We start from the raw sequence: 26,907 nt of genomic DNA on the forward strand, positions 1-26,907 counted from the left end.
CGAACGTCGCAACGCGCCGGGCTCCGATCGCAAGACAGGCCCGAGGCCCGTCTGAACGAACCGATCCCGGCTGCCTGCCGGCCGCCGTCCCGTTTGCGGGAGCGGCGCCGGGCAGTTGCCGCGGCCGCGGTCAATCACCTTGTCTGGAGGAATTGGTTTGGCAAAAGAAGAACTGCTGGAACTGGACGGAATCGTCGACGAAGTGCTGCCGGACAGCAAATACCGTGTCACGCTGGAAAACGGCGTCGTGGTCGGCGCGTACGCGTCGGGCCGCATGCGCAAGAACCACATCCGCATTCTCGCGGGCGATCGCGTGACGCTGGAACTGTCGGTGTACGACCTCACCAAGGGCCGCATCAACTTCCGGCACAAGGACGCGAATTCCCCGCGTCCGCCGCGAAGCGGGCAGCCGCGCCGCTAAGCGGCCAGGACCGGTGCGCAGCAACGCGCACCGATCGCCAACTGTCCGGCCCCGTGGCCGGACGAACCGGATGAACGGCGCACGGTGCGCCGTTCGTCGGTCGCCAGCGGCGCCATCGCGCCGCGGCGGCTACTTCTACCTCTCCCGCCTTTGCCGGCGCCGCGCGTGTTCCTCGCTCAGGCGGCCGCGTCCCGCAGGCAATCCTCGATCGCCATCGCGAAATACAGCGAACATTCCGGCATCGGTTACTGCCCGCCATTCGGTATCGTCACGAGCCGCGCGTTCGGATCGCATGCGACAAACGTCGCCTGCATCGCTGAAACCGCACGGGCCGACGACCGACCGTGCACGCTGCGACGCCGTTCGCCCGCGGCTTTACGCGCGGGCTGGCGTGGCAGTACATCGAGGAACTGATGCCGGCGCTGCTGCAGAGACGCGCCGAGCACCGGACGCGCAAGTGTGGCGGGAAGCATCGTCGAGCGAAGGGCGAGCATGCAGTTGACGCGTCATGCGGCCCGCTGCACGCTGACTGCCGATACCATTGCGCCCGTCAGTTGAACCGCCGCGCCGGCGAACATCGCCACGCGCAGGCTGGCCGCGCCGCCGTGCGCGGCTGCGAACGCCGTGCCGAGCACCGCGATCCCGAGCGTCGCGCCGGTCATGCGTGCGACGTTGACGAGTGCGCTCGCGGTGCCCGAGCGCGCGGCGTCGACCGCGCCCACCGCGACGGTCATCAAAGGACCCGTCGCGACCCCCATCCCGAGCCCCGTCAATGCGAGCCCGATCTCCGCGCCGAGCAGACTCGACGAACCGGCCGATGCGCCGATCGCGACGAGTCCGCTCGCGATCACCGCGACGCCGCCGGCCGTCGCCGCCCGCGTGCCGACGCGCTCCGACAACCGCCCGGAGCACGGCGACACGGCGACGAACAGGAGCGCCATCGGCAGCAATGCGAGGCCCGCGCCGGTCGAATCGAGGCGGCCGGTGCTCTGCCACGTCAGCGGCAGCAGGAACAGCACGCCATACATCCCGAACGTCATGCCGGTGGTCGCCGCGATCGCGCCGCGAAACGCGCTGATCCGGAAAATGTCGAGCGGCACCAGCGCGGATTCGCCGTGGCGGCGCTCGATCGCGACGAACGCAACGAACGACGCAACCGCGACGCAACCGGCGATCGAACATGCGACCGGCGCCTCGCGGAACACGATCGCCGCATACGCGAGCGCGCCGAGCGCGAGTGCGCCCGTGACTTGCGCCGCGCCGTCGAAATGCCGGCCGTGCGGATCGGACGACTCGGGCACGGCCGGGATCGCGAGCAGCATCGCGGCGATGCTCAGCGGCACGACGACGAAAAAGATGCTGCGCCAGCCGAAGTGCCGGATCAGCACGCCGCCGAGCGTCGGCCCGATCGCCATCGCCACGCCGTTGCACGCGGCCCAGATGCCGAGCGCGCGGCCGCGTTCCACCGGGTCGCGCCACACGACCCGCACGATCGCGAGCGACGCCGGCAGCAACAACGCCGCGCCGACGCCGGCCAGCGCGCGTGCGGCGATCAGCACCGACACCGACGGCGCGAGTGCGCACAGCAGCGACGCGATGGTGAAGACGGCCGTGCCCGCCAGGAAGACGCGGCGGCGGCCGTACAGGTCGGCGAGCAGTCCGCCGGTCAGCAACAGCACCGCGTACGTGAGGTTGTAGCTGTCGACCACCCATTGCAATGCGCCGACACCGGCATGGAAATAGGCGCCGATCGCGCGTGTGGCGAGATTGACGACGGCCGTGTCGATCTGGGCGACGAGCACGGCGAGGCACAGCGTGAGCAGGGTCACGCCGCGGCGTTTGACGATGCGGCCGACGAGCGCAGAAACTTCTCCGGGACGAGTCATGGGCGACATTCCTGGGCGGGCGATCATGCGAGCTTAAGCGCCGCCTGCTGCCAGCATGGTGTCAGCAGGGCGAGGGCAGCGACGCAAACGGCATGCCAGTCTGCTCGTCAGCTCGGTCTGCCGCGTCACGCCCATTTCCCACAACACCGGGGGCAAATTAACCGCGCGGGGCTGTGGTGGGGCGCCGTCGTTTTGGCAGAATTCCGGAGCGACAACCTTTTTGCGTGAGATGCAGCACCAGCGACGCTTTGCTGCGGGTCAGCTTGAACATGGCCTGCAGCGTCGTCCGAGACCTGCGGCCGGCAATCGGAATCGCGTCCCAGGAAAACGGCGGCCGAGCGGCCCGCTTGCTGATTGATCGGCACCGGCGGCGCGAGCGGCGCCCCGCATGCCGCGCCGGTCACGTTCTTTCGTGCCAGCGCGTCACGGACCAGCGCGTGCAGCGCGGCTGGTTCGCGGCGCCATCGCACGCAAGCCTGCCATCGGCGGAGCTCAAGCCTCCGCGTTTTTTGTCGGGACGGCGGGATTGGCCGTCGCGGGGGCAGGCGGTCGGCACGACCACAGGCCGGAACGTTGCCGTTGCGATGCCGAAAACCATTCAGCTACCGGATTGACGAATTGGTTTGCTTTATCGCTATCGGCATACTGAGGGCACTATCGGCAATGCGGAATTGCGATGATCGGCCTCGTGGGTCGCCAATTTTCTGAAGCATGCCACGGAGTTTATTCGGCTGACGGATTTTATTTAGTACGTGTCCTAGTGATAAATTTGTTTCAAACTGAAAATTATCACCTCAATCTCAAAATTAGAATGAAAAGGCGCATCGTCATGCATTGACGCATTGATTCCATAAAAATAGAATCCGTCGCCAGTCTAGGGGGTTTTTGCTTCGTCCCGAGTTTTACTTTCCTGCATCGTGCGTCCCAACTGACGATGGCGATTCGCTTCGCTTGCGGGTTTTTCTTTGGTCTAGTCGCATTCGGGTTTTCGGTTTACCACATCTGATCGAATTTAAATCCATCCTGTATGGATTTGTCGTGTCTATTCGAATTTTAATGATGGAGGCGCATCAATGGATGAAACAAAAGAATCCCGAGCCGCAACGGCATCGAATGTCTATTTTGGTCCTTCCGCGCAGAGAAAATGGCTGAGACGCGGTGCGCCGCGCGACGTGGACGTCGTTCTGCTGACTCATCCGCGCGATAGAGCCGATGTCGAGCGGATGTTTCCGTGGGCGGGCATGCTCGACGGCGACGCACTCGCTGATCTGCTGGACTGTCTGCAACCCGTCTATGGCGAGATCATCGAGGCGAAAGGCATCAACATCGGAATCCTTTTTTTGCCGATTCTCGCGGAAGACATGCTCGATCCGAGAAAGCGTGCATCGAGTCGCAGTCGCATGGAGAAGGAGGGGTTGACCAAGGCGGCCGCGATGGGCGCACGACATGTCTGCCTGGGCGGCCTGACGGGGGCGCTGACGAATTACGGCCGCCGCATCGAAGCACGTTCGAAGGAACTCGGTATCGAATTGACGACCGGCCATGCGGTGACGTCGGTCTCGATCGTCCGGCAGATCGACAAGGCACTGTCCGAGTCGGGATTGAGCGGTGGCGATGCGGTTCTCGCCATCCTTGGCGTTGGCAGTGTGGGCGCGGGAGTAGCGAGGCTGCTGGCGCACTCGCCCCGGGCCACGCGACCCGCGGAGTTGATCCTCGTCGACACGCTGCAACAGCAGGACAGGGTTCGCGCGATTGCAGACGAAGTGATGGCATGTTCACCGATGCGGGTATCGGTAGAGGTGCTTCCGACGCGTTACGCGTTGCCGGATGGCAGCCGGTGCTACCGCGATGCCAACGTAATCGTCAGTGCGGTCAGCACGCCATCCATCCTCGATATCGACCTCGTGCGCGCCGGCACGATCCTGATCGACGACAGCCAGCCATATTGCTGGGATCGCAACGCAGCGTGGGCGCGCGTGCGGGCACGTGGCGACATCCTTCCGTGCGACGCAGGGCTCGTCGATGCAGGTGCGACCGCATATCGGTCGTTCTTTCCGTTCGATTTCGCCGATGACGTCGGACACGGCAGCGTCGTCTCATGGTCGTGCCTGGCCGAGGGGGTATTACGCGCCAGTCTGCCGCAGCTCGCAAGCAATATCGGCGAGGCCGATGTGGCACAACTGCTCGCCTACGAGCGCGCGTTCGATGAGCTGAAGTTCGGAATTCCGTCCCTCCAATGCGGAAAGCATGTGCTTGATGTGACCGCTTTCCGCCGTTTTCTGCGCGATGGGGACGGATTGTCCGGCGAGCGAGGAGGCCGTTCGTGAAGACGATCCCGATCTATCGAGGATGCAATCGCTGCGGGATGCCGTTGCACTACGACGCGCTGATGAATGGCACCGACGTCGACAAGACCGTAGCGTCGGCGCTATGCGCACACTGTTCGGGCATGCAATCCGATCGGCGCCGCCGCGAATACGAACGAGACGCCGATCACGAATGGTTGCTCGATGCGATTATTTCCAGCGCCCACGGCGAACGAACCTGGCGTCACAAGGCGCTGTCGGTCGCGAAACGCTTGCCAATCGTCGGTGACGGCGGTCTCGGGACGGCGGCCGCCATGCTCGATTCGATTCCGGCACGCGAACCGCGTTCGACGTATTCCGCGATGGTGCTCTACAGCGGCGGCAAGGACAGCACCTACATGCTGGTTCAACTGGCGGAGAAAGGATTGAATGTTTGCGCGTGGATGCTGGATCCCGGTTACCAGTCGCCGCAAACACTCGAGAGTGCACGGCGCGTCACCGCCAAACTCGGTATTCCGCTTGTGATCGAACGTCCGGATAAAGCGCTTGCGGATACGCTGTTCCGATCGGGATTTTCGATCGACGGGAACTCGGATGTCGATCTACAGAAGGGAGCCATGACGTACGGCTCCGCGTGCTGGCCGTGTTTTTCGCTGATCGCGGTCAGCGCAAGCGCCTTTGCGAATCGTCATCGCATTCCGCTGTGCTTCATCGGCACGCAGAAAGGGCAGAACCGGTTGAATCTGGAGGGTGCGGGCGTGTTGTCGGCGCAAGCCTTGCCGAAGGTCAACGATCTCGTCGCCAGGTTCGTGCAGCCGTTCCGCAAAGCGATCCCGGATCACGCGGCTTCGCTCGATGCGGATCCCGACAAGATCGGGTTTCCGACCGTGCTCGTGCCGTACTACGAACTCGTGCGCAAGCCCGAGAGGGAGATCCAGATTGCGCTTATCGATCGATATGACTGGATCCGCCCGAAAAATACGGGCGCATGCAGCTCGAATTGCATGATCAACGAGTTGGGCCGGGCGGTCATGCGTTCGAGATTCGGTTTCGATCTGTATCAGGTCATCGACGCGAACGAACGTCGGCTCGGGTACGCGCCGGATCAGGCGGCCGCGGGCTCGCCGGATCCGGCCATCGTGCGCCTCGGCGCAACCATGCTCGGCTTGAGCGAGCAGGAGGCCGCCGAACTCGGCGTGAAGATTAGGCAGGGTAATCACGATGCGTAACCTGAGCGAAACCGAGACCTACTCCTTTGCCGATCACATTCTGAGTCGCGCCGTCTTCGCGCTGTCGCGCGTCGTGGGCGTGAAGAACATCACGCGGCCGTTCTGGAATCGCTGGCGGGCGGCGCTGTTCGACCAGAACACGCTCGATCGCTTCCTTGCGGCGATAGACGGTCTTTCCGACTGGCCGACGGAAGGCATGGACTTCCTGCAAGCCGAGATTCGGCAGGTCGAGGCGATGCTGGCTGGGATGTCTGGCGACGATGCCATTGCGCACTACCGGCGGTTGTCGTTCCTCGCCCATCTGGTCCAATGGGGCTGCCTGCCGCTTTCGGAGGCGAAGACGAGGGCCTATCGGCACTGTCGAGACTTCTACATCGAGGCCGAACGCCGGGCATTTGGTGGGCGATTCGCCCGTATGCGCATCGACTGGCAAGGCAAACCGATGTGGGCGAACCTGCATTTGCCGGAACCGAGCTTATCGTCGGGGCCGATTCCGTTGGTCGTGATCGTGCACGGCATGGACGACGTCAAGGAAGAGCATCTTGCGAGCGAGCTATTGTTTTCCGAAGCGGGTTTTGCCGTGTTGTGCATCGACGGCCCAGGGCAAGGCGAAACATTTCTGCTCGATGGCGCGACGTGGCCGGAGAACTTCGACGAGGCGATCGTCGCGGCCGTCGACGCGTTGACCGACTATCCGGGAATTGACACGGAAGGCTATGCCATTGCCGGTATCAGTTGGGGCGGCATGTGGGCTTACAAGATTGCAGCAGTCGACTCGCGTGTTGGAGCGATTCTCGATCTGGGCGGCCCGGTCGATGCGCGCCAATTCAACAAGCTGCCTTTCTTCCTGAAAAGCAAGTTTTGCCAGATTCTCGGCATTACGTCGCTCGACGACGCCCGGGATTCGGTCGACCACTTCGCCATCCGCGACGTCACGATGCTCGGAAAGATCCGTGCCCGTGTCCACATCGTTCATGGCGGCCGCGATCCGCTGGTGTCGGTCGCAGACAAGACATGGCTGCGCGATACCCTGAACGAGCTCGGGCGAACCGACGGCGTCAAGCTGACGTTGTTCGCCGATGGAGACCATTGCTGCACGCAATACGTGACGGAAATCCGGCGAGCTGCAGCCGCGGAGTTTTTCGATGCCTACAGGCAGCGAATCGGCGCTCGATGCCAGTCGGGCCATCGCGCGCCGACCGCGTAAGCGTTCATCGCATACAACCGCGCCACATTCGGTTCTTTCACTATGGAACGCATCACGCTCATGCCCCGGTGGGTCGGGTACGGCTTCGTTTGCGCGTGCTTCTTCGCCGCGGGCTGTACCAAGTCGCCGGAAACGTATCACGGCTATGTCGAAGGGCAGTTTTCCTATCTGTCTGCGCCATACGCGGGAAACCTGAAGACATTGCGCGCGGCGCGCGGCGATCGTGTCGAATCGGGCGCGGTCGTCTTCGAGATCGGCGCGCCGGACCTGGAACAGGCGATCAAGCGTCAGTATCACCAGTGGCAATCGTCGCTGAACGTACTTGGCGACCTGCAGCAGGGCAAGCGCCCATCGGAAATCGATACGGTGAAGGCACAGATCGAACAGGCCCGGGCGAGCGCCGCCCTTTCAACGCAACGGCTCGCGCGTGCAGAAGACGACTACCGGATACAGGCGATCTCGCGCGATCAGCTCGAACGCGAACGTGCGGCAGCCCGGGTGGACAAAGCACGAGTCAGCGAGCTCGCCAGTCAACTGAGGACGGCGCGTTTGCCGGCACGCGACGGTCAACTGCATTCTCAACGACAGAGCGCGGACGCACAGCGGGCCGAATACGAACGGTTGCAGACGCAATACCGGCAACTGTCCGTGGAGGCCCCCGGCGAGGGCGTCGTCGTCGATACGTTCTTCACGCCGGGCGAGTGGGTCGTCGCCGGCAACCCGGTAGTCAAGATTCTGGTCGATCGCAATACGAAAGTGCGCTTCTTCGTGCCTGAGGCCGCGCTGGCCAATTTACACGTCGGTCGTGTCGTGAGGATCGCATGCGACGGCTGCGAACGCGGCTATACGGCGACGATCAGCCATATCGCGTCGGACGCGGAATATACGCCACCGGTCATCTACAGCAACGATGCGCGTTCGAAGCTGGTGTTTCTCGTCGAGGCGCGGCCCGATACCGTTGCCGCGCGGAGTCTACATCCCGGCCTGCCGATCGAGGTGACGCCATGAACCGTGCGATGCCGCTGATCGATGTGCGCGATCTGAACAAGCATTTCGGCACCCGGCACGTCGTCAAGAACCTGAGCCTGCAGGTCGGCCGCGGCGAGATATTCGGCTTTCTCGGTCCGAACGGGAGTGGCAAGACAACCTCGTTGCGCATGATGTGCGGATTGCTGACGCCGGATTCCGGCAGCGGAACCTGTCTCGGATTCGACATCCTGACGCAATGCCGGGAGATCAAGCGACGAGTCGGCTACATGACGCAGCGTTTTTCGTACTGGGACGATCTGACGGTGCGGGAGAACCTCGACTTCGTCGCCCGGCTGTATGCGATCGACGCGCGAAAGCAACGCGTCGCGCGAATTCTCGCCGAGATGGGTCTGGAGTCGCGCGCGAGCCAGCTGACCGGCTCGTTGTCGGGCGGCTGGAAGCAGCGGGTGGCGCTTGCCGCTGCGCTGTTGCAGTCGCCGGAACTACTGCTGCTCGACGAACCGACGGCCGGTGTCGACCCGGGCGTGCGCAGGGTGTTCTGGGAGGAACTGCACCGTCTGGCGGCCCGCGGTATTTCGGTGCTCGTCAGCACGCACTATATGGACGAGGCCGAGCGTTGCCACAAGCTGGCCTACATCTCGTACGGCACGCTGCTGGCACACGGCGAGGCCGGTGATCTCGTACGGAGGCACGCGCTCCATACCTGGTCGGTGTCGGGGGGCGATCTCGTCCGGCTGAACGACCGGCTCAAGGGCCGGCCGGGCATCGAACAGGTGATTGCGTTCGGTCGTGCACTGCACGTATCGGGACGCGACGAGGCCATGCTTGCGGCGAGTCTCGCAGCCGTCTGCGGCGATGGTGTCGAGGTTCACAGAATCGCGACGAATATCGAGCACGTTTTCCTGCATTTGATGAAGGACGCATCGGGGGAGCCCGGCTGATCATGATCGAATTCTCGATTTCCCGCTGGTGGAGCATGGTGACGAAGGAATTCCTTCAGATCCGTCGCGATCGCGTGACGCTCGGGATGATCGCCGTGTTGCCGATCGTGCAGCTGGCGCTGTTCGGTTTTGCGATCAACAGCGACCCTCGGCATCTTCCGACGATCGTGCTCGCTGACGACACAAGCGAATTTTCGCGATCGCTCGTCGCCGGTATGCGCAACACGGGATATTTCGATGTCCGGGGCGGCCTGTTTTCCGAACGGGCGGCCCGTGACGCGCTGCAAAAGGGCACCGTGCAGTTCGTAGTCAGCGTGCCGCACGACTTCTCGCGCCGGCTGGTGCGCAACGAGCGTCCGGAAATTCTGGTCGAGGCGGATGCGACCGATCCCGCGGCAACGGGAAATGCGATCGCCGCGTTCAATACGATGACGCAGACGGTGTTGAACAAGGATTTGACGGGGGCCTTGGCGACAACTGCGTCACCGCAAATATTCTCGGCCCGCGTGCACCGGATCTACAATCCGGCCGGCATTACGCAGTACAACATCATCCCCGGATTGATGGGCGTCATCTTGTCGATGACGATGGTCATGATGACGAGCCTCGCCATCACGCGTGAACGTGAACGCGGAACGATCGAGAACATCCTCGCGTCACCGGCAACCTCGATCGAGGTGATCTGCGGAAAAATCGTGCCGTACATTCTGATTGGCCTCCTGCAATGCACGATCATCCTGCTGGCGGCCCGGTTCGTGTTCGGCGTGCCGTTTGAAGGCAATCCTGTAACGGTCTATTGCCTCGCATCGTTGCTGATCGTCGCGAACCTGATGGTTGGCATCGCTATTTCGTCGGTCGCACGCAACCAGTTGCAGGCGATGCAGATGACGTTCTTCTATTTCCTGCCGAGCGTCCTGCTCTCCGGATTCATGTTTCCGTTTGCAGGCATGCCGGGCTGGGCGCGTCTGCTCGGCAACGGATTGCCGTTGACCTATTTCAACCGGGCCATTCGAGGTGTCCTTCTGAAGGGGAGCGGATGGAACGAAGTATGGCCCGATGCCGCGACAATGGTCGTTTTCGCGCTGGTTGCGATGACGGTCGGCCTGCTCGCGTACCGAACCACGCTCGATTGAACGACGATGGCACAACGAACCTCTCCACGCCGCCGCGCCTGCCGTGCGATTGCGGTCCTGTTGATCGCGGTTGCCATCGTCGCGGTGCAGGGGTGCAGCCATCCCGCGTTTATCCCACGCTCCGCGGGCGAGCTGGCATTGCCTTCCACCTTCATGGGAATGAGTGCCAGGTCGATCGATCGCAATGACGCGGGTGTGCGTGGCGAACCCGATCCGCGTTGGTGGCGGCGCTTTGGCTCGCCGGCGCTGGATGCACTCGTCGAGCAGGCGATGCAGGATAGTCCGTCCGTAAAGAGCGCGGAGTCGCGGTTGATCGAGGCCACGAAGTATCTTGCGGGACAACACGGTGCCAGTCGCTATCCGCAGATCGACCTCGGCGCGTCGGCCAAAAGGGAGCAGTTGAATACCGCAGCTGCCGGCTTGCCGATGATTCCGAACCCGTCCCCGTTCATGCTCTACAACACGAACGTGAACGTCCGATACGACTTCGATTTCTTCGGTGCGCAGCGCCATCGGATCGCGGCGAAACGGTACGAAGCGGCTCTGAGACAGCATCAGGCAGACGCTGCACGCTTGACACTGGCCAGCAATATCATCGCTGCGGTGGTCCGGGAAGGGCGGCTGCGCGACGAAATCGAATTGACCGACGCAGTGTTGCAGAACCGGCAAGCCGTTCGGCAGATGCTGCACGAACGGCATGAAATCGGCAGCGTCGCGTATCGGGAAACGATCGATGGCGATTCGGACGCTGATCGAATCGAGGCAGAACTGGCGGTATTGCGCGCGGAACTGCTGCAGGTTCGGTTTCAACTTGCGGTCTATGCCGGTGTTCCATCGCCCGTATCGCTGCCGCAGTTTCGCTTGGACGATTTGCAGTTGCCGCAGGATCTGCCATCGGTGGTTCCGTCGGAGCTTGTGCGGCAACGGCCCGACATTCTCGCAGCGGAGGCGAGCCTGCATATAGCCGGCGAGCTGGCCGGCATTGCCACGGCCAATCTTTACCCGCGGATCGAATTGGATGCGCGCATTGGGTCGTCACCGCTGGTGCTCGGTCAGTTGTTCGCCGGCGGTACGACGATCTGGAATATCGGTGCTCAGCTCAGCGCACCGGTTTTTCATGGTGGAGAATTGCGTGCGGCGCGGGATGCGGCGGTTGCCGCTTACCATGCCACGTTCGAAGACTACCGGAAGGTCGTGCTGGGCGCGTTGCAGAGCGTCGCCGATGCGATGACCGAAATCGATCGCGATGCGACCGCGCTGCAGGCCCGTAGCGCGGTCGCGCGACGGCAACGGACCGTTCTGGAGATGACCCGTCGCCAGTTCGATAACGGCAGTTCGGACCGGCTCCGTGTGCTACGGGACGAGTATGCATACGACCTGACGCGGATCGAGGTCGCTCGCGTTCGCGCGGCGAGAATGGCCAGTACGGTTTCGTTCTTTGCCGCCGTCGGTGGCGATGCGTCTCGTCCGGATTGACAGTCCGGACGCCGGGCGGGGGGCCAGAGTCGGCGAGCGCCGACCCGCGCCGTCCCGCATCCGCTCGCCGCTGTCGGAATCGACGCTCTTTACGCGTGCCGGTCAATCGGGTCGACACCGGATCGATTGCGTCACGCATCGCCATTGGCTTAAGATCGTCGGGAGACCATCCCACGACCATCCCACGCCTTCAGCGTCAATGAAAAAGAGCCTAAGCCTGCGGGTCGCCGTCATCGCGTCGGCGGTTGCCGTGTACAGCATCTACATGCACGTCCAGCAGTTGATCAGCGGCTGCATGTGGGTCAGGGGCCATCAGCGCTGCAGCTTCGAAAACAGCACGAATTTCCAGGGCTGGATGGATCTGGACTTGATGATCACTTGTTGCTGGGTCGCCGCGGCGGTGGTCGGGTGGATTTCCGTTGCGCAGGGCACGAAGAAACCGGGTTAGCCACGTCATGCAGGTGCTGCCCGATTGAACGGGCACGAAATACCGCTCGACCGGATCGAATCCGTCAATCCGTGACAACGCGCATTCGCTGACGAGTGGAGACGGTGCGCTCGATGCATTCGCGTCCCAAACGAACGCTGATTCCGCTGCCGGCGGACGAGATCATGCTGATCTCCGGCGACAGGCGTTGCATCGCGCGCTGCGCGAGGGGAGGTTCCCGTGCAATTTCCAGCAGGATCGGTGGTCGCGCTCAGCTCGGCCGCGGCGACGATGTTCTCGATCGGCATGCTGTTTCTCGGCTACTGGGGATGGCACGAAGCATTGCCCTGGCGGTTCGGCGACTACGTCGTGATCGTTCCCGCGCTGGCCGGGTTCGCGTGCCTCGCCAGCGTGCCGTTTCTCGCGACGTCGCCGATGAAAACGCCCGACGACGAGTCGCGAATGTTCGTCGCGCGACGCGTGTTTCTGTGCGGCGCGAGCGCGGTGTGGTGTGCAATCGTCGTGTCGCTGTTCGTGTGAGAACGGGGTGACCGGACGGTTGCCGGCACAACCGCGCGAACCCATCCCGAAACGTCTTACGTGAGGCCGAAACCCGCGGTTTTCATGCTGTCGTTATCGCTTTGCTTTCCCCGGTCGCGTGCACTAGATTCGAAGCGTTCGTCCGTTTCCGAGCGCGAGGTGAAGCCATGACGCCGTGGGAGATTCAGGGCACCGAAATGATCAGTTGCAATTGCTCATACGGTTGCCCTTGCCAGTTCAATGCGTTGCCGACCAACGGCAGCTGCGAAGCGATGGGCGCGATTTCGATCGACCGCGGCCACTACGGCGACGTGGTGCTCGACGGCGTCAGGATCGCGGTGGTGTTTCAATGGCCGGGTGCGGTTCACGAAGGGAAAGGCAAGTGCCAGCCGATCGTCGACGAGCGCGCGAGTCCGGCGCAGCGAGACGCCGTGCTGAAAATCATGACCGGTCAGGATACCGATCCATTCGCGACGATGTTCTCGGTGTATGCGTCGACGCTCGAGCACGCGTTCGATCCGATCTTCACGACGATCGATTTCGACGTCGATGTCGACGCGCGGCGGGGCCGGATTCACGTGGACGGTGTGTTCGATGCCGCCGGCGAACCGATCCGCAATCCGGTGACGGGAGACGAGCACCGTGTGCGGATCGACCTGCCGCACGGTTTCGAATACGAGCTGGCCGAGATCGGTTCGGGAACGGGGCGCTCGCAGGGCAACATCGAGCTGAATCTCGACGGAACCTATGCGCAATTCGCTCGGCTGCATCTGAACAACCACGGGCTGATCCGGCATCGCGTCGCGGCATGACGCCGGTCGATACATGGCTCGCGCGCGAGCGCGCCGTCACGCTGCTCGGCATGGCCGCGCTCGTCGGCCTGTGCTGGTTTTACCTGTGGACCGGCGCGGGAACCGGCATGTCGGCACGGGAGATGACGACCGTCGCGCTGTTTCCGCATCGGCTGGCGGATGGCATGGGCAGCATGGATCCGTCTCTGCCGACCGTGATCGCGATGTGGTGGGTGATGATGATCGCGATGATGACGCCTGGCGCCGCGCCGCTCGTGATGCTGTACCGGCGCGTGCTGCGGCAGCACGGCAACGGAGCGGCGGGATCGGCGTTCACGTCGGTGGCGCTGCTGGCCGGCTATCTGACGACATGGCTCGCGTTCTCGATCGGCGCGGCGTTGCTTCAGGCGCTGCTGCAGCCGGCCGGGCTGATCTCCGCGATGATGCTGTGGTCGAAGAGCGCACTCCTTTCCGCCATCGTGCTGGCGCTGGCCGGGCTCTATCAATTCTCGCCGCTGAAACGCGCGTGTCTGCGGCAATGCCGTGCGCCGGCGGCGTTCCTGGTTGCGCACTGGCGTCCGGGCGTTGCCGGCAGTTTCCTGCTGGGCGCGCGGCACGGTGTGGTTTGCGTGGGCTGCTGCTGGTTGCTGATGGCGCTGCTGTTCGTCGGCGGCGTAATGAATGTCGTGTGGATCGTCGCGTTGTCGCTGTTCGTGTTCGTGGAAAAGGTCGTGCCCGGCGGCGATCGTATCGGCCGCGTGCTGGGTGTCGTGCTGATTGCGTGGGCCGGTGTGACGTTGATCGTGTGATGCGCGGCACCGGCTGGCGGCAGAAACACGCCGGGTGCGACGGGAGACGCTCGATGAAGATCCGCTTTCACACTGTCGCCATGTCGTTTGCGATGGCGGTCATTGCAATGCCGGCGCTCGCGGGCGGCGACATGTCGGGCATGAATTCAGGCGATGCGAGCATGTTGGCGCAGGATTCGAAAATGACCGATGCCGAAGTCAAGGAAATCGACGCCGGGCGCAGGCGCGTGACGCTGAAGCATGGCGCGCTCGACAACATCGGGATGCCGCCGATGACGATGGCATTCAGGGCCGGCGACGCGGCGATGATCCCGTCGCTGCATGTAGGCGACAAGGTTCGGGTTCGGGTGGAAAACGTCAACGGCACACTGACGATCGTGAAGCTGGTGAAGCGACCGTGACGACGATCCGGCGTGCGCACGGGTGGGCGCCGTCGGTTTTTCCCTTCTTGTGCTACGTAACGCAGGGCCGGTGTTACGTCAGTGTTATCGGAATGCCTGCCCGGGCTGAGCCGGGCAGCACGATCCGCATCCGATGCGCGCTTCCCCGCCGCGCGGCGTGGACGTCCATTGCAAGGCGACTGTGAAACTGTGAAGGAGGCCGATGGAAATGGCACGGTAGATGCTTGGTGGAGTGATCGGCTGAATAGCGAACGGGGGCTTCCATGCAAGATCACTTCATCACGGCGAATGTTGCACTCGCCGCCGTTGCCGCTGCGTGTGCACTCGCGGGCTGCGGCGGTGGGGACGTTACGGCACCGACGCCGGCAGGTAACACTATCGGGACGAGTACGAGCGGAACCAGCGGAACCAGCGGGACTAGCGGGACTAGCGGGACTAGCGGGACTAGTGGGACTAGTGGGACTAGCGGGACTAGTGGGACTAGTGGGACTAGTGGGACTAGTGGGACTAGCGGGACTAGCGGGACTAGTGGGACTAGTGGGACTAGCGGAACGAGCGGAACGAGCGGAACCAGCGGCACACCCGGCACGAACGGCATCATCAGTTCCGCCGGCGCAGTCGTGCTGGCCGCAGGGGCGACGCTCGGCGACGTGACGTTGCCCGGGGTCGGCAAGGCCGCGACGGCCGGGCCGGCCGACACGGTCACCGGCGTCGGCACGATCATCCGCGATACGACGAATGCCGTGAGCAACGGTATCGGCCAGATCGGCTTCACGCCGAACCCTGTCGGCGGGACGGTCGCGGGCCTCGGCACCCTCGTCGGCTCGACCGGCAACCCGGTCAACGGCCTCAGCGAAACGGTGAAGGCGCTCGGCGCCGGCCCGCTGTCGCCGCTCGCGCCGTTCGCGACGCCCGTCGGCGGCCTGCTCGACACGGTGGCCGGCGGCCTGAAGTCGGGCGGCACCATGCTCGGCTCGGCGCTGTCGTCGGGCCCGGTCCAGCAGGCGACGCAAGCGATCAGCACCGCGATCACGCCGGTCGTGACGACGGCGGGCCAACTCACGCAGCAGGTCGGCACCGCAACCGGCCTCGGGCAGCCGGTCGCGGGCCTGCTCGGACAGGTCGGCGGGGCGATCACGTCGGCCGGATGGCAGGTGACGTCCACGTCGCCTCAGCCGATCGTCGGCGCTGCCGGCAGTCTCGTCCGGGCGGTCGGCAACACGGTGACCAATGCGGGCGGCCTCGTGAACCCGAGCGGCGCGAATGGCGCGGCGCCGATTGCCGGTCTGGTGACGAGCGTGGTCGGCGGCATCCCGGCGACCGTGCACAACGGCTCCGCGACCAGTACGAGCGGCGGCGGCTCGTCGCTGGGCGGTCTCTCCAATCCGCTCGCGCCAGTGACGTTGCTGGTGGGCGGCCTGCTCGGCGGCGTGGCCGGAAAATAGCCGGCCCGTGCCGCGTCATACGGGAACCCGGCCGAATGACCAGGGAAGGACCGCCATCGGCGCTCACGGGTCCCGCCCGGGACCATCGGACAATCCCGAAACCGTGGCCCGCTACCTGCGCGTGTCGCCGGGCTTCGACGCCGGCCGCGCGAGCCCGCGCGCCGGCAGCGGCGTCGACATCACGATCGACGTGCGCGTTTCGCCGTACAGGTTGATGCGTTCGATCAGCTGTTCGAGATGGGCCATGCTGACGGCGACCAACCGCATCACGTACGAATCCGCGCCCGTCACGTGATGGCATTCGACGACTTCGGGAATCGTCTCCAGCAGCTTGAGGAACTTCGCTTTCGCCGGTTGCTGCACCGTGATGCCGATCAGCGCGCTCACCGGATAGCCGGCCGCGGACGGATTGATCCGCGCGGTGTAGCCTTCGACCACGCCGGCTGCTTCGAGCCGCTTCACGCGTTCCGTCACGGCCGGCACCGACAGGTGGACCTGGCGCGCGAGCTCCGTATAGCTGAGGCGTCCGTTGTCCTGCAACAGCGCCAGTATCTTCCAGTCCAGATCGTCCATCGCGGCGGGAGTTTTTAAGGTAGAGCCGCCATTTTTCCTCAAAAACCGCATTCAGCGGGGCGCGGATTTTCCCTACGATGCCTGTTCGAGCCACTGGATGTGGGAAAGGAGCAGGCGATGTTGTTCATCAAATCCGTCGTGATGGGGCTGTCGATCGCGGTGCCGGTCGGCCCGATCGGCATGCTGTGCATTCAGCGCAGCCTGAGCCGCGGCTTCCGGGCCGGATTCGCGACCGGCATCGGCGCCGCGTGCGCCGATGCGATTTACGGGCTGCTCGGCGCGCTGGGCGTCGCGGGCATCGTCACCGCGTTCCCGATGCTGACCGTCGGCCTGAAGATCGGCGGCGGCGCGTTTCTCGTGTGGCTCGCATGGACCATCGCGCGCCAGCCGCCGGCCGCACCGGTGGGGCAGCGCGAGTTGCCGCGTACGACCGTTCTGCGCGATTTCCTGACGACGTTCGGACTCACGCTGTCGAACCCGATGACGATCGTGTCGTTCGTCGGGATCTTCGCGGCGCTCGGCCCGTTGCCGGGGGCGCGGGAAGGCGCGATGTGGGCGACCGTCGCGTGGATGGTGGCCGGGGTGTTCGTCGGCTCGGCCACGTGGTGGCTGTGCCTGAGCAGCGCGACCGCCGCGCTGCGCGCGAAGCTGTCGTTCGCGTTCATGCACGGGCTGTCGCGCATGTCGGCAGCGGTCGTCGCGGTATTCGGCGCGATCCAGCTGGTCGCGGGCGTACGTGGCTTGATCTAGGCGCGCGGGGCAGCGCGGGTCGAGCGGATCGCGTCGACCGTCGTCCGGATATGGGCGAGCAGCTCGAGCATCACCGTTTTCCGGAAGTACTGGTTGATCGCATGCTGACGACGATATCGGACGGCAGCGCCTCGATCGCGTGCCGAACCGACAGCAGATCGTCGACGAGCCGTGTCAATGCGTCGGGTTCCCATGTGTCGAGCGCAACGGCGATGTCGTCCGGCCAGAGGCCGAGCGCATCGATGCCGCAGCATCCGGCGACACAGTGGATCTCCAGCGCGTCGATCAACGGCATGACGGCCGCCAGATGCGGATCGACGTCGATCGCCTGCGCGTGGCCGCCGGCAAGATCGCCGCAGGCGATCCAGCGATCCGGGCCGATGCCGATGTCGTTCTTGTGTGCGTTGCCGTTCATTTTCGCTCAATTCGATGCGTGCAAATGCAAGTGCGCATGCACGAAGCGCGCGATTTCCTGGCTCAGCTCGATATCCTCCGGCGCGCCCATGAACCCGCCGTGCGGCATCCCTTCGAATATGTGCAGTTCGGTCGGCACCTGTGCGCGGCGCAACGCGCGATGCAGCCGCACGGCGTTCGACAGGAACAGGTCGCGCGTGCCGCTCTGGATGAAGGTCGGCGGGAAGCCGGCCGCGAAATCGCCGAACAGCGGCGACAGATACGGATGGGCGAGATCGGCGCCGTTCGCGTAGAGCAGGTTGTTCGCCATCAGCGGCGCCGGCAGCACGACATCGACGAGCCGGTTGGTTTCGAAGCTGTCGCCGGATTCGGTCAGGTCGGCTTCCGGCGACAGCAGCACCAGCGCGGCCGGCAGCGGCAGGCCCTCGTCGCGGGCGCGCAGCACCATCGCGGCCGCGAGATTGCCGCCGGCCGAACGGCCGCCGATGACGACGTTTTCCGGTGCGTAATGCTTCAGCACGTAGGCATAGGTTGCGACGCAGTCGTCGAGCGCGGCGGGATACGGATGCTCGGGCGGCATCCGGTAGTCGACGCCGTAGCATCGAATGCCGAGCCGGTCGGCCTGCATTTGCGCGCCGGCACGGCACGCGGCGCCGCCGCCGACGATCAGCGCACCGCCGTGCAGGTCGATGATTGCGCATGCGCCGGACGGCACCGCTTCGGGTGTCGCGACGTGCACGTCCGCAGCGCCGACCCGGATCGTCTCGACGCCCGAACGCAACGAGCCGGCGAACTGCGCGACAGCGGTCGCGTAATGCGCGTCGGCGCTGGCCTTCACGCGCATCCATGCGTCGATGTCGTCGACGGCCGGCATCGCGTGCAGCGCGTTCAGCGGCACGCCGTCGTCGCCGGTCAGGCGTTGCAGCGCGGCGCGCGCTTCATCGCTGATCGAGGTCGGGAAGGGAACGACACGGCTCGGCAGCACGACGCCGTCGGGTTTGTCTTTCATCGCTTGGGTTCCGTTCGGGGCGTCATGCGGGCGAAGGCCAGTGGCGCAGCATCGCGTCGAGCGCATCGAGGCTGCGCGACCACGACGCGTCGGCATCCGGTGCGCTGTGCGAGAAGCCGCCGGCGTTTTCGAGCGTCACGTAGCCCATGAAGAAGCCGCCGAGCAGGCGGATCGCATGCGCGTGCTCGGCATCCGGCAGGTCGTAGCTGCGCAGCACCGCCGACGTCATCCTGACGAGCTGCCCGCCCGCGCTCGCGGCGGCGCGCTCGGCGCTCACCGGATGGCGCGCGGCGGCGAAGCGGCCCGGATGCGCCCGTGCGTAGTCGCGATAGACGTTCGCGAGCGCGGCCAGCGCGTCCTTGCCGGTGCGGCCGGCAAGCGCGTCGGCGGCGCGATCGGCCAGTTCCTGCAGCGCGAACAGCGCGATGCGGCTCTTGAGATCGTCGAAGCTCGGGATATGGGAATACAGGCTCGCCAGCTTCACGTCGAAATGCCGCGCGAGCGCCGCGCCGGTGAGCTGCTCGAAACCGGCTTCATCGGCGAGTTGCGCGCCGGCTTCGACGAGTTTGTCCACGGTAAGGCCGGCACGCGCCATGACGAATGCTACGAAGATTAGTCAAAAACCTAATTCTATTAGCTTTCGTCGCGATGTCAATTTCATGCGCGTGCCGGCGTGGCGCGTTGCGCCGATGCGTGGGGCCGTCAGAACGTATAACTGACCTTGCCGAACGCGGTACGCCCGAGCGTGTTGTAACCGTACGCGGTCATGTACTGCCGGTCGAACAGGTTCGACAGCGATGCCGACACCGTCAGGTGCGAATTGATCCGGTACGACGCGCGCAGGTTTACCGTCAGGTACGACGCCAGATACTGCCGGTTGGCCGGATCGTCGAACGTCGAGCCGCCGTACAGCAGCGACGCGCCCGTGCTCAGCGCATGCAGCTTCAGTTCGTCCCACGTGTGATCGACGTTCAGGCTGACCGTTTGCCGCGGCCGGCGGCTCAGCCACGTCCGGTTCGTTTCGTCCTGCGGATTCAGGATGCCGACCGCGACGCTGATCGGCGTCGAGCGGCCGATCGTGCCCTTGTACGACAGGTCGATGCCGCGAATATGCGAGCGGCCGATGTTCATCGGCGAGAACGTCGCCGGGTTGTACGCGATCAGGTTGTTGACGCGCGTGTCGTAGATCGCTGCGGTGAACGTGCCGTACGCGGTGTTCGCGTCGAGCGCGGCCTCGACCGACGTGCTGCGTTCCGGGCTGAGGTTCGGGTTGCCGTAGCCGGGGTAGTACAGGTCGTTGAACGTCGGCAGCCGGAACGCGTTGCCGTACGACATGCGCGCCGTGTAGACCGGCGTGATCGCCCACGACAGTGCGGCGTTGCCGGTGTTCACCGCTTGCCCGGCGATGATCTCGTGACGGCCGGCGACGAACATCGTTACGCTGCCGAGCGTCGCCGATTGGTGCAGCGAGAACGCGGAATCGTTGCGCGTCGGCACGCCGCCGGGAATGTCGACCGGCAGGAACGCCTGTTCGCGGGTGAAGTCGTACGCGAGCTTCGATTCGCCCGACAACGGCAGGCCGAACAGGTGGAATCGGTGCTCCTGATGAGTCAGCGACGTCGACGTGCTGATCCGCTGCGAATTGATCTGGTCGGTCGCGAGGGCCGGGTCGTCCGCGTAGATGAACTGGCGGTCGTTCGCATAGCCGAACGACTGGTCGAACTGCGTATCGGGCGTGATGTCGAGATGGAACGCAACGCCCGTCGTCAACTGGTGGTCGAGCTCGCGATTCGCGTAGCCGCTGTTGTCGTAGGACAGATCGGAGCGGTGATACAGCGCGAACGTCGAGATCGACCAGTTGTCGCGCGCATAGCCGAGCCGCGCGTCGAGATCCTGCGCGTGATACGGATTGCGGCCGTCTTCGTGGCCGTAGAAGAACGGCCGCGTCGCATCGATGCCGGCCGTGTTGTAGTCGTGCAGCCCGAGCGAATAGGTGAGGCCGCCGAGCGCGGCCAGCGGCCCGGTCGACGGCACCGTTCCCGACGTGCGGAACTGCGTGTCGAACGTCTTGTTCGAGCCGCCGCCGGCCGACACGGTGGTCCGGTTCGGCTGGTTGGCGGCGCGGCGCGTGAAGAGTTGCACGACGCCGCCCATCGCGTTGTTGCCGAACGACGCGGCGGCCGGGCCGGAGATCACCTCGACGCGCTCGAACGCTTCGGTCGGCAGGTCGGCCCACGGCGCGATTCCGGTGGTCGGCGAGCCGATCCGGATGCCGTCGATGAACACGGCGACCTGACTCGCCGACGAGCCGCGGATGCTGACCGACGCGGACGAGCCGGGCCCGCCGTTCTGCGCGACGGTCACGCCCGGCAGCGTCGCGAGCGCCTGCGTGATGCTCGGGTCGGCGGGCGACAGCCGGTCGAGGTCCTCGCGCGTGAGCACCTGGGTCGACGCATAGCGTCGGTCGAACGATTCGGGCAGGTGCCGCGTGTCGGTCACGCTGATCGTCGGCAGGTCCGCGCCGGGCGCGGGCGCGGCGGGCTGCGCGAGCGCCGTTTCGCCGGCCGCGTGGGCGAGCGGGGAAAGCAGCGCGGTGGCGGCGGACGTGGCGAGCAGGTGACGAATGTTCATGAGGCGGCGGGACGAGGCGTGTGACGTGTACGGCGATCGCGGGCGGAGGGCGGGCAGGTGGCGCATGCCGACGGCGCGTCGGTGCGACGCTTCGGGTCGGGAAGCGGATTCGGGAACGATGGACATCTGACGGATCCTGAGGTCGGGTCGTCCATGCAACGGGCGACCGCCGGGGGCGGTGCCGCGCGCATCGGGACACCCCGCCCGGTGCGGCTGCGTGGACCTCGGGTCGATGGCAGGTCTCCTGGCTCGCGGGTCCTCATCCGTGCAGGCCTTCCCGGTTTCCCAGTGGCATGCGGTGGCACGGATTCGCCGCTCACAGTTGCGGGGGCAGCCGCAGATTCGGGGCGTTGCCCCTGCTGCGTTCCCTTTTGATCCCGTCTCCGGGAACCATCAGCGCGCAAGGGTAATGGCGGGCGGTCAGGGACGTCAATCGTCCGGCCGCGCGCGGGTGCGAAAAAACGTCATTGCCCGGCGGCGGCTTTCCGAATCCTTTCGTTCGAGGGGCGCGGGCCGTGTTTCAGGTCTGAAGAAACGGCCGGATTCGAACGCGTCCGGTCGCGCCGGAACCGGCGGCCGTCGTTCCGAAGGCCGACGGCCGGCGCGTGTCGTTATCGATGCGTGCCGCGACGCTCAGGCCGGTGCCGACACCAGCGCGCAGAAGTTCTCGAGATCGACGTTGCCGCCGCTGATCACCACGCCGACGCGCTTGCCCTGCAGCGCATCCTTCATTCGGCGCACGGCGGCGAACGACAGGCAGCCGGTCGGCTCGACGACGAGCTTCATACGCGTGGCGAAGAAGCGCATGCAGTCGACGAGTTCCGCGTCCGTCGCGGTGAGGATGTCGTCGACGTCGCGACGCAGGATCGGGAACGTGAGGTTGCCGAGGTGCTGCGTCTGCGCACCGTCGGCGATCGTGCGCGGGGTGTCGATGTGCACGATCGTGCCGGACCGGAACGATTGCTGTGCATCGTTGCCGGCTTCGGGCTCGACGCCGTACAGCTTCGCGTGCGGCGACAGCGCACGGGTGGCGAGCGCGGTGCCCGACAGCAGCCCGCCGCCGCCGAGCGGCGTGAACACCGCGTCGAGCGGGCCGACTTCGTCGAACAGTTCCTTGGCCGCGGTGCCCTGGCCGGCGATCACGTCCGGGTGATCGTAGGGCGGCACCAGCGTGAGCCCGTGCTTCTCGGCGAGATCGCGCCCGATCTGCTCGCGATCCTCGGTGTAGCGATCGTAGGTCACGACGTTGCCGCCGTAGCCGCGCGTCGCGGCCATCTTCGCGGCCGGCGCGTCCTGCGGCATCACGATCGTCGCGGGAATGCCGAGCATGCGCGCCGACAGCGCGATCGCCTGCGCATGGTTGCCCGACGAGAACGCGACGACGCCGTGGCGCCGCTGTTCCGCGTTGAAGCGCGACAGCGCGTTGAACGCGCCGCGGAACTTGAAGGCGCCCATGCGCTGCAGGTTCTCGCACTTGAAGAACACCTGCGCGCCGAGCGCGTCGTCGATCGTCCGCGACGTCATCACCGGCGTGCGGTGCGCGTGGCCTTCGAGCCGGGTCGCGGCGGCGGCGACGTCGCCGTACGTGGGGAGAGCGGGAGAGTTCATGGTTGCTGGAGGATTGAAAAGTCAGTCGACTGGAATGCGGGGGCGCACCGGGTCACTTCGCATCGTTGTAGACGGTGGCGCGCGACACGCCGAGATGCTGCGACACGATCTCCATCGCGCGGCGCACCTCGAGGAAGCCGTCGGCCTTCAGCGTCTGCATCAGCTCGCGGCGCTGGTCGGTCTTCAACTCGCGCGGCGTCGTCGCAAGGCGCGTCGCGAAGGCGTCGATGCGCTGCCGGATCGCGTCCGCGCCGGCCGGGTCGAGCGTGTCGACGACGGCTTCGCCGTCCGTGCGGCAGAACTGGTTCAGCATGCCCTGGAAGCCGCGGAACAACGTGACGTCGGCATTCAGGCACAGCGCGGCCACATAGCGCCCGGTCGAATCCTTGATGCCGATCGACGTGCTTTTCGCGGTGCGGCCGTCGGCGAAGCGGTTCGGGTAGTTCGCGAGCACCTGCGGGAAATCGTCGTCGGCGATGCGCGCGAGGCCGAGTTCGGTCGCGGGATCGCCGACCGCGCGTCCGGACAGGTTGTTGTGGATCGCGAGGATCGCGTGCTCCGGCGTGCGCAGGTCGTGCACGACGACCTCGGTGAACGGCGCGAACATCTCGCCGAGTCCTTCGGCGATGCGCTGCACCTGTTCGATCAGCGATGCCTGCTCCGACAGCAGCGGTTTGCGGGTTGTACTCATGCGTGATCCTGGTGTGTCGGGGTGTCCGTCGTTTCCGGCCGCGTGATGTCGGCCAGCAGCGGGCGCGCGATCCGGACGTAGTCGGTCGCGTCGAGCACGACCGAGCGATCGAGGCGGCCCGCGTTGAACGCGATCTCGGCGTTGCGCTCGACCAGCGCGGGATCGACGACGAGCGCCACGTTCGTATCGAACACGAACGGCGGTACGGCGCCCATCACGCAGCGCGTGACGGCGGCCGCGACGTCGGGCGACGCGAGCGTCGCCTTGCGCCGGCCGACCGCATCGGCGACCTTGCGAAAGTCGATTTTCAGATGGCCGGGAATCACCGCGAGCGCGGCGCCGTCGCCGCCATCCTTGAACGTACAGAGCATCGCCTTCGCGCCCTGTTCGGGGCGGGTGCCGCGCAGCGCGGCGATCGCGCCGGATTTGCCTTCCGCCGGATGCTCGAGCACGCGAAAACGCGCGCCGGATGTCGTCAGCAGTTCGCAAAGCGTGTCGAAAACGGGAGAGTCGTTCATGTCGCTCCAGGCAGGCCCACGCGTCGAGGCGCACGGGTCAAATAATCGTCCAAGTATAGACGTTTTGTCATTGATATGACAAAGGGCGGCGGGCATCGTGGCGCCAGTGTGCGCGAAGCGCGCCGATTCTTCAGCAGCCGAAAGGGAATTTCATATTGCGGGATGCAGGCCGAATTCCTGCCGCCGCGTTTTACCGCCGCTTGAAACCGTGTTTTGCATCGCAAAAACGACTGGCTATCTAATTGAAAAACAAGAGAAATTTATATCTTATGTCTTATATAAGACTTGGCCGAAAACGCGTGAGACAGGATTACTATTGAGTCCATGCAGTTCGCTTCGTCACACGCGGCGGGCACGCTGAACCCCTTTACTCAATGCGCTTCGTTCCCAGGAGATAGACATGTCCCAATATCAAGACGACATCAAGGCAGTGGCTGGCTTGAAGGAAAACCACGGCAGCGCGTGGAATGCCATCAGCCCCGAGTATGCGGCCCGCATGCGTGCCCAGAACAAGTTCAAGACCGGCCTGGACATCGCGAAGTACACCGCGAAGATCATGCGCGCCGACATGGCCGCGTACGATGCCGATCCGTCCAAGTACACGCAGTCGCTGGGTTGCTGGCACGGCTTCATCGGCCAGCAGAAGATGATCTCCATCAAGAAGCACTTCAACAGCACCGAACGCCGCTACCTGTACCTGTCGGGCTGGATGGTCGCCGCGCTGCGCTCGGAGTTCGGCCCGCTGCCTGACCAGTCGATGCACGAAAAGACCTCGGTCAGCGCGCTGATCCGCGAGCTTTACACGTTCCTGCGCCAGGCCGACGCCCGCGAGCTGGGCGGCCTGTTCCGCGAGCTGGATGCCGCGAAGGACGCGACTGCGAAGGCGGCGATCCAGCAAAAGATCGACAACCACGTCACGCACGTCGTGCCGATCATCGCCGACATCGACGCCGGCTTCGGCAACGCGGAAGCGACCTACCTTCTGGCCAAGCAGTTCATCGAAGCGGGCGCGTGCTGCATCCAGATCGAAAACCAGGTGTCGGACGAGAAGCAGTGCGGCCACCAGGACGGCAAGGTCACGGTGCCGCACGAGGATTTCCTCGCGAAGATCCGCGCGATCCGCTACGCGTTCCTGGAACTGGGCGTGGACGACGGCATCATCGTCGCGCGGACCGATTCGCTGGGCGCGGGCCTGACCAAGCAGATCGCCGTGACGAACACGCCGGGCGACCTGGGCGATCAATACAACGCGTTCCTCGACTGCGAAGAACTGTCGGCCGACCAGCTGGGCAACGGTGACGTCGTCATCAAGCGCGACGGCAAGCTGCTGCGTCCGAAGCGCCTGCCGAGCAACCTGTTCCAGTTCCGCGCCGGCACGGGCGAGGCGCGTTGCGTGCTCGACTGCATCACGTCGCTGCAGAACGGCGCCGACCTGCTGTGGATCGAAACCGAAAAACCGCATATCGCGCAGATCGGCGGCATGGTCAGCGAGATCCGCAAGGTGATCCCGAACGCGAAGCTGGTGTACAACAACAGCCCGTCGTTCAACTGGACGCTGAACTTCCGCCAGCAGGCCTACGATGCGATGAAGGCCGAGGGCAAGGACGTGTCGGCTTACGACCGTGCGCAGTTGATGAGCGTCGAATACGACGAAACCGAACTGGCCAAGCTCGCCGACGAGAAGATCCGCACGTTCCAGGCCGATGCATCGCGTGAAGCAGGCATCTTCCACCACCTGATCACGCTGCCGACGTACCACACGGCTGCGCTGTCGACCGATAACCTGGCCAAGGAATACTTCGGCGACCAGGGCATGCTCGGCTACGTGGCGGGCGTGCAGCGCAAGGAAATCCGTCAGGGCATCGCGTGCGTGAAGCACCAGAACATGTCAGGTTCGGACATCGGCGACGATCACAAGGAATACTTCAGCGGCGAAGCGGCGCTGAAGGCAGCGGGCAAGGACAACACGATGAACCAGTTCTGATCATCGTCAGATCCGCAGCACGACGCCAGCTCCTCGGGGCTGGCGTTTTTTTGTCTGCGCGATCGCCGTGCGTTACCCGTACATGGCCTTTACGACGTACTGCGTACTGGCTCGTCGACACCACGTCGATCGGTTCGAAATCGATGAAACGCCCGCGGCGGTTCATCATCTCGGCGCACATTGCGCTGGAATTTCTCGTCATTGCGAACGCTGTCGAACAGCGTGCGCACGTATTACCCCGGATTGCCGCGCGCACCGTTTTAAGCAGGGGCGTGCATCGGGTATTCGAACGGGATGTTTGTGTACACAACCTAATTCAGGGTTTGCCTGAGTAGCGAAAACGCTAACTCGCACGGCGCGGGTTCGCGTGGTTCGTGCGCACGGCCGGCAGGTTGAAATTGCCGTTCGTGCGAAACCCTTGCGGGGCGGTCGTCGCGCTCGTTTCGTCCCCAAAGCGCGCGGGACGACGCCGTAAAAAGCGCCTGTCTGCAACGCGCATGCCGGCACGTCGTCACAATTGTTTCTTGTTGCAACGCAACGCCTCGTCAATAACGGCGATGGTATGCTGGCCGGCATGGAGTTGTATGGCAGGTTGCTTGCATGGCGAAACTCGTGTTCGCACTTTCTAACGAGACTTCATTTTCTCTCGCCCGCATCGCGGCATCGACGCGCGCTCCGCTCGCGCGTCCCGTCCTGCGCGCCGCATCTTCCTGCGCTCCGCACGCAT

The 26,907-nt window shown here is 64.7% G+C and carries 25 protein-coding genes and 1 riboswitch; of the genes, 16 read left to right on the plus strand and 9 right to left on the minus strand.

Going from position 1 to position 26,907, the window contains the following annotated elements; genetic code table 11:
- Positions 1–157: 157 nt before the first annotated feature.
- A complete protein-coding gene (gene infA, locus KR541_RS26350; RefSeq protein WP_006483034.1) occupies positions 158–421 on the plus strand; it encodes a translation initiation factor IF-1 in 264 nt (87 codons plus the stop codon).
- 506 nt (positions 422–927) lie between these two features.
- On the opposite strand, the gene KR541_RS26355 is transcribed toward infA, so the two are convergent.
- The gene (locus KR541_RS26355) at positions 928–2,307 is read right to left on the minus strand and encodes an MFS transporter (RefSeq protein WP_050014112.1); all 1,380 of its coding nucleotides are present in this window, start codon (positions 2,305–2,307) and stop codon (positions 928–930) included.
- A gap of 1,073 nt (positions 2,308–3,380) precedes the next feature.
- On the opposite strand from KR541_RS26355, the gene KR541_RS26360 reads away from it, so the two are divergent.
- The 13 genes from KR541_RS26360 to KR541_RS26420 all read left to right on the plus strand — a co-directional run bounded on the left by KR541_RS26360 (position 3,381) and on the right by KR541_RS26420 (position 16,002).
- Positions 3,381–4,634, plus strand: a complete 1,254-nt coding sequence (locus KR541_RS26360) for a hypothetical protein (protein WP_150123330.1) — start codon at positions 3,381–3,383, stop codon at positions 4,632–4,634.
- Positions 4,631–5,842, plus strand: coding sequence for a phosphoadenosine phosphosulfate reductase domain-containing protein (locus KR541_RS26365; protein ID WP_050014110.1), 1,212 nt, complete (start codon positions 4,631–4,633; stop codon positions 5,840–5,842). The genes KR541_RS26360 and KR541_RS26365 overlap by 4 nt, the downstream gene beginning before the upstream one ends.
- On the plus strand, positions 5,835–7,049 hold the full coding sequence (locus tag KR541_RS26370; protein ID WP_089489397.1) for an alpha/beta hydrolase family protein: 1,215 nt from the start codon (positions 5,835–5,837) through the stop codon (positions 7,047–7,049). Before KR541_RS26365 ends, KR541_RS26370 begins: the two co-directional genes overlap by 8 nt.
- A gap of 42 nt (positions 7,050–7,091) precedes the next feature.
- Positions 7,092–8,057 carry an HlyD family secretion protein gene (locus KR541_RS26375; RefSeq protein ID WP_050014108.1) on the plus strand — a complete coding sequence of 322 codons (966 nt, stop codon included), beginning with the start codon at positions 7,092–7,094 and terminating at the stop codon, positions 8,055–8,057.
- Entirely contained in the window at positions 8,054–8,980 is a 927-nt protein-coding gene (locus tag KR541_RS26380) for an ABC transporter ATP-binding protein (RefSeq protein WP_050014107.1), read from the plus strand. The genes KR541_RS26375 and KR541_RS26380 overlap by 4 nt, the downstream gene beginning before the upstream one ends.
- Positions 8,981–8,982: 2 nt before the next feature.
- On the plus strand, positions 8,983–10,113 hold the full coding sequence (locus tag KR541_RS26385) for an ABC transporter permease (protein ID WP_089489396.1): 1,131 nt from the start codon (positions 8,983–8,985) through the stop codon (positions 10,111–10,113).
- A gap of 6 nt (positions 10,114–10,119) precedes the next feature.
- Entirely contained in the window at positions 10,120–11,589 is a 1,470-nt protein-coding gene (locus KR541_RS26390) for an efflux transporter outer membrane subunit (RefSeq protein ID WP_080334270.1), read from the plus strand.
- Between the two features lie 199 nt (positions 11,590–11,788).
- Entirely contained in the window at positions 11,789–12,037 is a 249-nt protein-coding gene (locus KR541_RS26395) for a hypothetical protein (RefSeq protein ID WP_050014104.1), read from the plus strand.
- Positions 12,038–12,256: 219 nt separating this feature from the next.
- Positions 12,257–12,556: a hypothetical protein gene (locus KR541_RS26400; protein ID WP_050014103.1), complete on the plus strand. Its 300-nt coding sequence runs from the start codon at positions 12,257–12,259 to the stop codon at positions 12,554–12,556.
- A gap of 167 nt (positions 12,557–12,723) precedes the next feature.
- Complete coding sequence (locus KR541_RS26405; RefSeq protein WP_050014102.1) at positions 12,724–13,368, plus strand: DUF1326 domain-containing protein; 645 nt, start codon at positions 12,724–12,726, stop codon at positions 13,366–13,368.
- A complete protein-coding gene (locus KR541_RS26410) occupies positions 13,365–14,156 on the plus strand; it encodes a DUF2182 domain-containing protein (protein ID WP_050014101.1) in 792 nt (263 codons plus the stop codon). Before KR541_RS26405 ends, KR541_RS26410 begins: the two co-directional genes overlap by 4 nt.
- A gap of 53 nt (positions 14,157–14,209) precedes the next feature.
- On the plus strand, positions 14,210–14,557 hold the full coding sequence (locus KR541_RS26415; RefSeq protein WP_050014173.1) for a copper-binding protein: 348 nt from the start codon (positions 14,210–14,212) through the stop codon (positions 14,555–14,557).
- A gap of 263 nt (positions 14,558–14,820) precedes the next feature.
- Complete coding sequence (locus tag KR541_RS26420) at positions 14,821–16,002, plus strand: collagen-like triple helix repeat-containing protein (protein ID WP_216089895.1); 1,182 nt, start codon at positions 14,821–14,823, stop codon at positions 16,000–16,002.
- A gap of 111 nt (positions 16,003–16,113) precedes the next feature.
- Here KR541_RS26420 and KR541_RS26425 read toward each other — a convergent pair whose 3' ends face one another.
- On the minus strand, positions 16,114–16,575 hold the full coding sequence (locus KR541_RS26425) for an Lrp/AsnC family transcriptional regulator (protein WP_050014099.1): 462 nt from the start codon (positions 16,573–16,575) through the stop codon (positions 16,114–16,116).
- 117 nt (positions 16,576–16,692) lie between these two features.
- On the opposite strand from KR541_RS26425, the gene KR541_RS26430 reads away from it, so the two are divergent.
- Positions 16,693–17,325 carry a LysE family translocator gene (locus KR541_RS26430; RefSeq protein WP_050014098.1) on the plus strand — a complete coding sequence of 211 codons (633 nt, stop codon included), beginning with the start codon at positions 16,693–16,695 and terminating at the stop codon, positions 17,323–17,325.
- A 70-nt stretch (positions 17,326–17,395) separates the two neighbouring features.
- On the opposite strand, the gene KR541_RS26435 is transcribed toward KR541_RS26430, so the two are convergent.
- The 7 genes from KR541_RS26435 to KR541_RS26465 form a co-directional block, all read right to left on the minus strand.
- Positions 17,396–17,740 (minus strand): DUF6331 family protein, encoded by a 345-nt coding sequence (locus tag KR541_RS26435; protein WP_235356228.1) that lies wholly within the window; start codon positions 17,738–17,740, stop codon positions 17,396–17,398.
- Between the two features lie 6 nt (positions 17,741–17,746).
- Positions 17,747–18,748 (minus strand): alpha/beta hydrolase, encoded by a 1,002-nt coding sequence (locus KR541_RS26440; RefSeq protein ID WP_050014097.1) that lies wholly within the window; start codon positions 18,746–18,748, stop codon positions 17,747–17,749.
- Between the two features lie 22 nt (positions 18,749–18,770).
- Positions 18,771–19,322, minus strand: coding sequence for a TetR/AcrR family transcriptional regulator (locus tag KR541_RS26445; RefSeq protein ID WP_235356227.1), 552 nt, complete (start codon positions 19,320–19,322; stop codon positions 18,771–18,773).
- Positions 19,323–19,450: 128 nt separating this feature from the next.
- Positions 19,451–21,379 (minus strand): TonB-dependent receptor domain-containing protein, encoded by a 1,929-nt coding sequence (locus tag KR541_RS26450; protein WP_216089896.1) that lies wholly within the window; start codon positions 21,377–21,379, stop codon positions 19,451–19,453.
- Positions 21,380–21,596: 217 nt separating this feature from the next.
- Positions 21,597–21,789: riboswitch (cobalamin riboswitch) on the minus strand.
- 223 nt (positions 21,790–22,012) lie between these two features.
- Positions 22,013–22,987: a threo-3-hydroxy-L-aspartate ammonia-lyase gene (locus KR541_RS26455; protein ID WP_216089897.1), complete on the minus strand. Its 975-nt coding sequence runs from the start codon at positions 22,985–22,987 to the stop codon at positions 22,013–22,015.
- 52 nt (positions 22,988–23,039) lie between these two features.
- Positions 23,040–23,678, minus strand: a complete 639-nt coding sequence (locus KR541_RS26460; protein ID WP_050014093.1) for a helix-turn-helix transcriptional regulator — start codon at positions 23,676–23,678, stop codon at positions 23,040–23,042.
- Positions 23,675–24,196: a YbaK/prolyl-tRNA synthetase associated domain-containing protein gene (locus tag KR541_RS26465; protein ID WP_216089898.1), complete on the minus strand. Its 522-nt coding sequence runs from the start codon at positions 24,194–24,196 to the stop codon at positions 23,675–23,677. Before KR541_RS26465 ends, KR541_RS26460 begins: the two co-directional genes overlap by 4 nt.
- Before the next feature lie 400 nt (positions 24,197–24,596).
- Between KR541_RS26465 and KR541_RS26470 the strand changes: the two genes are divergently transcribed.
- On the plus strand, positions 24,597–26,180 hold the full coding sequence (locus KR541_RS26470) for an isocitrate lyase (RefSeq protein WP_050014091.1): 1,584 nt from the start codon (positions 24,597–24,599) through the stop codon (positions 26,178–26,180).
- The last annotated feature ends 727 nt before the right edge of the window (positions 26,181–26,907 follow it).

The organism is Burkholderia sola (genome assembly GCF_905400185.1).
Taxonomy (GTDB): Bacteria; Pseudomonadota; Gammaproteobacteria; order Burkholderiales; family Burkholderiaceae; genus Burkholderia; species Burkholderia sola.

Excerpts from the sequence above, each read along its gene's own strand:
- KR541_RS26355 (WP_050014112.1), bottom strand. The coding sequence starts at position 2,307 with ATGACTCGTCCCGGAGAAGTTTCTGCGCTCGTCGGCCGCATCGTCAAA.
- KR541_RS26360 (WP_150123330.1), top strand. The coding sequence starts at position 3,381 with ATGGATGAAACAAAAGAATCCCGAGCCGCAACGGCATCGAATGTCTAT.
- KR541_RS26370 (WP_089489397.1), top strand. The coding sequence starts at position 5,835 with ATGCGTAACCTGAGCGAAACCGAGACCTACTCCTTTGCCGATCACATT.
- KR541_RS26375 (WP_050014108.1), top strand. The coding sequence starts at position 7,092 with ATGGAACGCATCACGCTCATGCCCCGGTGGGTCGGGTACGGCTTCGTT.
- KR541_RS26380 (WP_050014107.1), top strand. The coding sequence starts at position 8,054 with ATGAACCGTGCGATGCCGCTGATCGATGTGCGCGATCTGAACAAGCAT.
- KR541_RS26385 (WP_089489396.1), top strand. The coding sequence starts at position 8,983 with ATGATCGAATTCTCGATTTCCCGCTGGTGGAGCATGGTGACGAAGGAA.
- KR541_RS26390 (WP_080334270.1), top strand. The coding sequence starts at position 10,120 with ATGGCACAACGAACCTCTCCACGCCGCCGCGCCTGCCGTGCGATTGCG.
- KR541_RS26395 (WP_050014104.1), top strand. The coding sequence starts at position 11,789 with ATGAAAAAGAGCCTAAGCCTGCGGGTCGCCGTCATCGCGTCGGCGGTT.
- KR541_RS26405 (WP_050014102.1), top strand. The coding sequence starts at position 12,724 with ATGACGCCGTGGGAGATTCAGGGCACCGAAATGATCAGTTGCAATTGC.
- KR541_RS26410 (WP_050014101.1), top strand. The coding sequence starts at position 13,365 with ATGACGCCGGTCGATACATGGCTCGCGCGCGAGCGCGCCGTCACGCTG.
- KR541_RS26415 (WP_050014173.1), top strand. The coding sequence starts at position 14,210 with ATGAAGATCCGCTTTCACACTGTCGCCATGTCGTTTGCGATGGCGGTC.
- KR541_RS26420 (WP_216089895.1), top strand. The coding sequence starts at position 14,821 with ATGCAAGATCACTTCATCACGGCGAATGTTGCACTCGCCGCCGTTGCC.
- KR541_RS26425 (WP_050014099.1), bottom strand. The coding sequence starts at position 16,575 with ATGGACGATCTGGACTGGAAGATACTGGCGCTGTTGCAGGACAACGGA.
- KR541_RS26430 (WP_050014098.1), top strand. The coding sequence starts at position 16,693 with ATGTTGTTCATCAAATCCGTCGTGATGGGGCTGTCGATCGCGGTGCCG.
- KR541_RS26435 (WP_235356228.1), bottom strand. The coding sequence starts at position 17,740 with ATGAACGGCAACGCACACAAGAACGACATCGGCATCGGCCCGGATCGC.
- KR541_RS26440 (WP_050014097.1), bottom strand. The coding sequence starts at position 18,748 with ATGAAAGACAAACCCGACGGCGTCGTGCTGCCGAGCCGTGTCGTTCCC.
- KR541_RS26450 (WP_216089896.1), bottom strand. The coding sequence starts at position 21,379 with ATGAACATTCGTCACCTGCTCGCCACGTCCGCCGCCACCGCGCTGCTT.
- KR541_RS26455 (WP_216089897.1), bottom strand. The coding sequence starts at position 22,987 with ATGAACTCTCCCGCTCTCCCCACGTACGGCGACGTCGCCGCCGCCGCG.
- KR541_RS26460 (WP_050014093.1), bottom strand. The coding sequence starts at position 23,678 with ATGAGTACAACCCGCAAACCGCTGCTGTCGGAGCAGGCATCGCTGATC.
- KR541_RS26465 (WP_216089898.1), bottom strand. The coding sequence starts at position 24,196 with ATGAACGACTCTCCCGTTTTCGACACGCTTTGCGAACTGCTGACGACA.
- KR541_RS26470 (WP_050014091.1), top strand. The coding sequence starts at position 24,597 with ATGTCCCAATATCAAGACGACATCAAGGCAGTGGCTGGCTTGAAGGAA.